Raw genomic sequence first — 4,699 nt, forward strand, 5'->3', positions numbered from 1 at the left:
ATATAGAATCCGGGTAATTAGTTATCGTATTACTGAGGAGTAATGAGTAATGAGTAATGAGTAATGAGTAATGAGTAAGGAGTAAGGAGTAAGGAGTAAGGAGTAATATCAAATCCGGTTGAATACAAGAGTGTATTGTTGGGGGAGATTGTCCGATTTAATAATGAACATATACTATATAACCGGATTCTATATTAGAAGAAGATTTAATCCATAATATTGTTTGGAATGTATCAAGAAAAGACTTCAAATTCTTAGTTCCTAGCTCAAAAATAAAAGCAGATATCAATCCTTTTTCAGTAGAAGAAAGAGACAGGATAATAGAAGCATTTCCAACCAATAAATTCGCTCAAAGATATAAAAACAATAGCCATAGTCAATACTACCCAGCTATTATTTTCTGGTTCTTTACTGGGTGTATAACTGGAGAATTATTAGGCTTGAGATGGCGTGATATTACCGAAAAATATGTAATTTTCAATCAAAATAGAATCAAAACTAACCAAGGCGAAATAGTAAAAAAAGGATTAAAACGCCAGGAGTCAAGAAGTTTTCCTATTAACGTTCAATTACAAAAGATATTGAATGATCTAGAAAGAAGCAAAGATTCAGATTATATTTTTAGAGACAGAAAAGGCAAACCATTAATTTTGAACAGTTTGATCAAAGCTTGGACTAGAGTTTTAGGCGGCCTAGAACTATCCTATCGCCGTCCCTACCAGTGTCGTCATACCTTCATATCCCTATGTCTTAACTCTAGGAAATTATCGCCCGCTGAAGTAGCAAAATTAGTTGGTACCTCACCAGCAATGATTTACAAACACTACCTTGGAACCTCTGGCAATACAGAAGTTCCGATATTATAAATAAAAAAAACGATCGCCTCGGTCAGTCAGCAGGAGCGATCGCTTATCTAGGTATATCTCAACTAGCGTAAAATCCAATTTCATACTCAACAACACTACCCACAGACATCCGATAATCCCCTGAAATAATCACAACCGCCCCCTTCTCTCTCTTTACTTCAATAGCAAACCAACTACGATATTTATTTTGCCAATCAGAATATTGCCGAGAAATCCAATACTGCAATCCAGCAGCAATAAATGGCAAAACCCAATCATTAAAATCTCTACAATACAAAAAATCCTCCCTCGTTTTTGTAAGAATAATATTCTCGTGTGTGAAATAACTTGGCATATCAAAATCGCCGAAATTTAGAATATTTTCTAACAAGTAATCTACATCTATATTCTCAACAGAAACAACCAAAGAGGAGGGCGATAGTGCTACGCACCGCTATGCGAACGCTAAATAATGGCTTACCCTTGGGTACTTTTCTAGGTGTTATTTGGTTCATATTTAATACTCCTTATAGAATTCAGAATTGGTAAATTTACCTTTAATTCTAAATTGTACTATCTTTTTGAATTTTAGCAACCGAAAAAGAGCAGTCCGTAGCACTATCGCCTGAACAGAGCTAGACACGAATTTGGCCACGGATGCACCGATGATGCCAAATAATTAATCCGTTTATCCGTGCCCGAATCTGTGTCTAGCTAATGATTCTTTTCCTCAATTAAGCAACTCCATATAAACAAGTTTTTCTTGTTTAATTAACTTCAAAAAAATAAAATCCGTACCATTAGTAACAAAACCATAATTACGCTTTTATAAATTAGGACTTGCCAACATATAAGCTAGTGCTTGGGGAATCCCAACATCCAAAGAATAAGCTGTTTTTTTTGCCTCAATTACTAACACCAAAAATTCAGGAGTAAAAACTAAAATAACCAGCCTACCTGTAATAATTTTTGCCTCATCTTCCGAGCTAATTCTTACCTCTTTTTCACCAGTAATAAAAAAAGGATGGCGATAAAAACCTGCCCACTTCAACAATGGTGATAAAACGACTAATTTGACAACAGGTTATAACAATGGATATTGAGATAAATGTAAATATTCCTGTTTGACTTCATCCATAGCAGCCATTTCTAAATCTGTCAGTTCCGGCAAATTTTCTTGCCATTCCTGGAAAAATTCTCCATCATTATTCCGTTCTAAACCAAACTTTAACTTTAAATCTAAAAGGTTAATTTTTTGAGCTTGAATAGTTTCAACCATTAAATTTTTACTCCTCACAAGTTTTGCTACTGTGTCTAGCTAGTGATAACTGAAAAAGAGCGTTGGCGGAGTCTAGCGGCAGCTATATCGCTCTAGAGAAACTAAGGAAAATATCTTTCAATAATGGATAATGAATAATGGATAATTACCTCTCCCTAAAAGGGAGAGGATTGACTAATAAGGAAAAAATTTATTTTTTTCCCCTATCCAAGAGGAGGCTTTAAACCTGAATTATTTAATTATTTAATTGTTTAATTATTTCGGTAAATCTCTTTTCGGTGAAGTATCCTGACTAAAAAAACTACACCATCATTAACTTTAATACCCAAACGATAATCTCCTACTCTAATGCGATAGTATTCTGCCTCACCTTTGAACTTTTTAATATTTCTAATTTCCGTTAAATTTTCGGCTTTTTCAACTTGTTCAATAATTTATTTCACTCTAGTCAATAACTCAGCATCAAGAATCTTCTACAAATCTTTTTCAAAACTTTTTCTAAACTCAACACTCATAGCTTTCTATTGAGAATTTCCAAGATTTTTTCCCGACTAACTGTTTCAGTATTTTCACCTTCTTGAATAGCATTTTTTATTAAAATATCTTCTAAGGATTCCGCTAAAAATTCAGAAAACTCCTCTTTTTGTTCTTGCAGTAACTCAATAATCGCTACTTCCAACAATTATTTCAATTTTGTTTCATCTATAGTAATTTCAGCCATCTTTTTTTTTTGATAATTATTTACAGGAATTATAGCATATTTAATGTAAATATAAACAATTAATCTCTAGAGCTAGAGATTAATTGTGTCACAGATGTACATTCATTTTCTGCTTTGCGTGTTGCTCTTTCTCCTGGGGAAAGATGGGGGCGATAATGCTACGCACCCCTACGCGATCGCTAAATACAATATGATGAAACTACTTTATGATTTAGATAAAAAAGGTTGATAATTTGCCATTTCTGGATGTCCTACTGGATTAATTCCTTGCTGTAAAAGTTGATTGGCAATTTGAACCGCAAAGCAGCGATCGCTACTATGTTTAACTCCATATAAAGATAATAAAAATTCAGGTTCAACAACTGAAAAATTATTAACTTTAACAGTAGGAACTTCCTCAACAAAAATGTCTAGCATTACCTTAACAGTTTCCGTTTCTAACTGCACAATTTTGGTATAACGAGAGAAAGTATTTGAACTGGGTAAGCGATCGAACCTCGTCCAAGTTTTCTCGTATCCTCTTTGTTTTAACTGTGCAATTAATTCACTAAAGCGATCTGGTTTAACAAAAATGTCAACATCTTTATGATCGTGAGCGTGCTTGTATTCTATATGATTTTCTGGGGTCATAAAATGCCAACCCCATCCACCGGATAAAATAATTTTATCTTTAATTGCATTTATTTCATTGAGAATAGCAGCTAGTCTAGTGCTATCCCAGAGTTCACCGAAACGTTCAGGATTATATATACCCATTGTTAACCTAAAATTTTGTAGATAGTTAATAGACTTCTTCCAGAAGTCAGGGAATAGGGAATAGGGAATAGGGAATAGGGAATGAAATTGTTGGTTTCATATCTTGAATTGATTTAATTTTTTATTTTTGTAGATACTTAATAGTTATATCATGTCCGGTTGAATAGTTATAAATAATTAGGGAGGAGTCAGGAGACTCGAGACTCGAGACTAGAGAAAAGAATGTACCAGGAGAAAGAAGTGTTTTTATCACGCTCTTATCCGGACATGGTATTACAGAGTTTCCGGACACGAAACTATATCTTGTCCAGATATAGCGCTACTTGAATCGGGAATAGGGAATAGGGAATCGGGAATAGTCAATCCAGTAGGGTGCGTTAATGAAATGTAACGCACCGCTTATCCCAAATAGATATTTCCAGAAACTAAATTTTAGCCCCGGAATTACTAGGGTTTAAGATTAATTTTGGTTTGAATATTTCGGTGCGTTACGCGGAGCGACATGAAAAGCAAAGCGTAACGCACCCTACTGGACTGTTTCAGCTAAAACTGTGCATTACAGCGGTTTTCATTTCAGTAAACCACAGTAGGGACGTTCCATGGAAGGTCCCTACTAGGTTTTGCTTGTGAATATGTAGTTCATCAATCTGAAAAGCGCTGTAGGGTAGGGACGTTGCTTGAGCATTAATGCGTTTCATGTCGCTCCGCGTTAACGTTTGCTCCGCATTCCCTATATGAAAGTTGTGCGGAACGCTAAACGTCCGTACGGGAGAAAGATTGTTGTTGGGTTTATCCTACGGATAAGCTCCGAAGATCGTCTCTCAACCCAACCTACATCTATTGCAACATTTAAGATGAAACAGTCTACTACTGGACTGCTATAAGATTAATTTTGAGAGATGTTTAATATTTCTTCGGTACATTACGCTTCACTTTTCATGTTGCTCCGCGAAACACACCCTACTGGACTCTCCACACCTCCCACCCTTCCCACCCTTCCCACCCTTCCCACATCTCCCACACCTCCCACACCTCCCACACCTCCCACACCTCCCACCCTTCCCACACCTCCCACACCTCCCACACCTCCCACACCTC

The 4,699-nt window shown here is 36.0% G+C and carries 9 protein-coding genes; 2 read left to right on the forward strand and 7 right to left on the reverse strand.

Going from position 1 to position 4,699, the window contains the following annotated elements; all coding sequences use genetic code 11:
- Positions 1–395: 395 nt before the first annotated feature.
- A complete protein-coding gene (locus tag F6K40_RS38885; RefSeq protein WP_293145266.1) occupies positions 396–866 on the forward strand; it encodes a tyrosine-type recombinase/integrase in 471 nt (156 codons plus the stop codon).
- A 58-nt stretch (positions 867–924) separates the two neighbouring features.
- Here the strand turns inward: F6K40_RS38885 and F6K40_RS38890 are convergent, their stop codons facing one another.
- The 5 genes from F6K40_RS38890 to F6K40_RS38910 form a co-directional block, all read right to left on the reverse strand.
- Complete coding sequence (locus F6K40_RS38890) at positions 925–1,143, reverse strand: hypothetical protein (protein WP_293145245.1); 219 nt, start codon at positions 1,141–1,143, stop codon at positions 925–927.
- A 528-nt stretch (positions 1,144–1,671) separates the two neighbouring features.
- Entirely contained in the window at positions 1,672–1,899 is a 228-nt protein-coding gene (locus tag F6K40_RS38895) for a hypothetical protein (RefSeq protein WP_293145248.1), read from the reverse strand.
- A gap of 30 nt (positions 1,900–1,929) precedes the next feature.
- A complete protein-coding gene (locus F6K40_RS38900) occupies positions 1,930–2,124 on the reverse strand; it encodes a hypothetical protein (protein WP_293145251.1) in 195 nt (64 codons plus the stop codon).
- Positions 2,125–2,375: 251 nt separating this feature from the next.
- Complete coding sequence (locus F6K40_RS38905; RefSeq protein ID WP_365674315.1) at positions 2,376–2,558, reverse strand: type II toxin-antitoxin system RelE family toxin; 183 nt, start codon at positions 2,556–2,558, stop codon at positions 2,376–2,378.
- Positions 2,559–2,635: 77 nt separating this feature from the next.
- Positions 2,636–2,806, reverse strand: coding sequence for a hypothetical protein (locus F6K40_RS38910; RefSeq protein WP_293145254.1), 171 nt, complete (start codon positions 2,804–2,806; stop codon positions 2,636–2,638).
- Between the two features lie 124 nt (positions 2,807–2,930).
- On the opposite strand from F6K40_RS38910, the gene F6K40_RS38915 reads away from it, so the two are divergent.
- On the forward strand, positions 2,931–3,074 hold the full coding sequence (locus tag F6K40_RS38915; protein ID WP_293145257.1) for a hypothetical protein: 144 nt from the start codon (positions 2,931–2,933) through the stop codon (positions 3,072–3,074).
- Here F6K40_RS38915 and F6K40_RS38920 read toward each other — a convergent pair.
- A complete protein-coding gene (locus F6K40_RS38920; protein ID WP_293145260.1) occupies positions 3,050–3,601 on the reverse strand; it encodes a hypothetical protein in 552 nt (183 codons plus the stop codon). The genes F6K40_RS38915 and F6K40_RS38920 overlap by 25 nt on opposite strands.
- 922 nt (positions 3,602–4,523) lie before the next feature.
- Positions 4,524–4,667 (reverse strand): hypothetical protein, encoded by a 144-nt coding sequence (locus F6K40_RS38925; protein WP_293145263.1) that lies wholly within the window; start codon positions 4,665–4,667, stop codon positions 4,524–4,526.
- Positions 4,668–4,699 lie beyond the last annotated feature (32 nt).

This window comes from Okeania sp. SIO3I5, assembly GCF_010672085.1.
In the GTDB taxonomy this organism is placed as follows: Bacteria; Cyanobacteriota; Cyanobacteriia; order Cyanobacteriales; family Microcoleaceae; genus Trichodesmium.

Excerpts from the sequence above, each read along its gene's own strand:
- F6K40_RS38900 (WP_293145251.1), bottom strand. The coding sequence starts at position 2,124 with ATGGTTGAAACTATTCAAGCTCAAAAAATTAACCTTTTAGATTTAAAG.
- F6K40_RS38920 (WP_293145260.1), bottom strand. The coding sequence starts at position 3,601 with ATGGGTATATATAATCCTGAACGTTTCGGTGAACTCTGGGATAGCACT.